Annotated in this window: 2 protein-coding genes and 1 tRNA gene; 1 reads left to right on the forward strand and 2 read right to left on the reverse strand. The window is 69.4% G+C overall.

Annotated features, from left to right (window positions below; genetic code table 11):
* Together DEIPI_RS39400 and DEIPI_RS0109775 are read right to left on the reverse strand one after the other, a co-directional pair.
* Positions 1-215, reverse strand: a 215-nt coding sequence (locus DEIPI_RS39400) for a hypothetical protein (protein WP_052351675.1), incomplete at its 3' end; no start/stop codon positions are given.
* 461 nt (positions 216-676) lie between these two features.
* Positions 677-753, reverse strand: a tRNA-Met gene (locus DEIPI_RS0109775).
* Positions 754-939: 186 nt separating this feature from the next.
* Between DEIPI_RS0109775 and DEIPI_RS0109780 the strand changes: the two genes are divergently transcribed.
* Positions 940-1,194, forward strand: coding sequence for a glutaredoxin family protein (locus DEIPI_RS0109780; RefSeq protein ID WP_027481665.1), 255 nt, complete (start codon positions 940-942; stop codon positions 1,192-1,194).
* Positions 1,195-1,391 lie beyond the last annotated feature (197 nt).

Genomic DNA, 1,391 nt, shown 5'->3' on the forward strand with positions numbered 1-1,391 from the left:
CCGGGACGGTCGAGGAGGCGCTCGGCGACCTCGTGGGCACGTTCCCAGGCGGCGCGGTGGCGCGCGCCGCGCAGCAACGCCTCGCGCAGGGCGCGGAGCTCGGTGGGTTCGGTGGCGTCCTCGTGGTTGCGGGCTGGCTTGACGAACGCCGCGTTGGAAGCGGTTCCGTCCGTGGAGGACACGGCTTGCGTGATGGGTTCGGGTGTGGAGGACATGGGAAGCTCCGGATTTCGGGCGGGTTCGGTCCGCGTCCTGGCGTGACGCGCCGGAGCGGAGGGCTGGCTGGTTGTCTGCCTCCAGGGTAGCCTTCCGGACGCGTGAGAATGCGGTGTTGTCTAGGGCGCGTGGCTTGACCTTGAGTGCAGAGACGCGCTGATGGTCCAGGCACGAGCACCGGACCGCTCCGGTGCGTACGCGGGCGACCTTGAGTGCAGAGACGCGTGGACGGTCCAGGCAAAAGCGAGCAGCCGCCTGCGAGCGTACGCAGGCGACCTTGAGTGCAGAGACGCGCTGACGGTCCAGGCAAAAGCGAGCAGCCGCCTGCGAGCGTACGCAGGCGACCTTGAGTGCAGAGACGCGCTGACGGTCCAGGCACGAGCACCGGACCGCTCCGCCTGAGGCTTCGGCGGGGCAACACGAGGAAGCGCCCACCGGTTCGGTGGGCGCTTCCTTTCTTTGGTTGCAGGGGCAGGATTTGAACCTGCGACCTCCGGGTTATGAGCCCGACGAGCTACCAGACTGCTCTACCCTGCGTCACTCGCTTCGAGGCTCGCTCTCGCTCGCTTCCCTCGGCGCTTAGAGATACTAGCTCGCGTTTCCGGAATCGTCAAGTGCCCCCGCCGAATGTCCGAGGATGCCCGTCAGGACGGGCGCCCTCGGGCGTTCTGGAGTGTGACCGCCACCCCACCACGAGGCCGCTATGTTCTCTATAGTGCCCGCATGATCAAGATGTACACCACCAGCTGGTGCCCCGACTGCCACGCCGCCAAGGCCGCCCTGAGCCGCAAGGGCATCGCCTACGAGGAAGTCAACATCGAACAGGACGACGGCGCCGCGCAGTACGTCATGAGCGTCAACGGCGGCAAGCGCAGCGTGCCCACCCTGCAGTACGGCGAGCACGCCGCGAGCCTCAGCGGCTTCCGCCCCGCCAAGCTCGACGCGTTCCTCACCCAGGCCGGCCTCAACCAGGGCTGAGCTTCCGCACGCCGGGGGCCGCTCCCACCGGGGCGGCCCCGGTTCCGTCCCTGAGCCGAGACGCCTATTGCCGCGCCCCACGCGCCTCCCTACACTGGGCGCATGAACCGCCTGAGCCCCCACGCGATCCGCCCCTCACGGGGCGCCGCGCGCCGGGACGAGCTTGGCGTCCTCCGGCACCGCCCGGCCCCCCACGC

The sequence above is a fragment of the Deinococcus pimensis DSM 21231 genome (assembly GCF_000519345.1).
In the GTDB taxonomy this organism is placed as follows: domain Bacteria; phylum Deinococcota; class Deinococci; order Deinococcales; family Deinococcaceae; genus Deinococcus_A; species Deinococcus_A pimensis.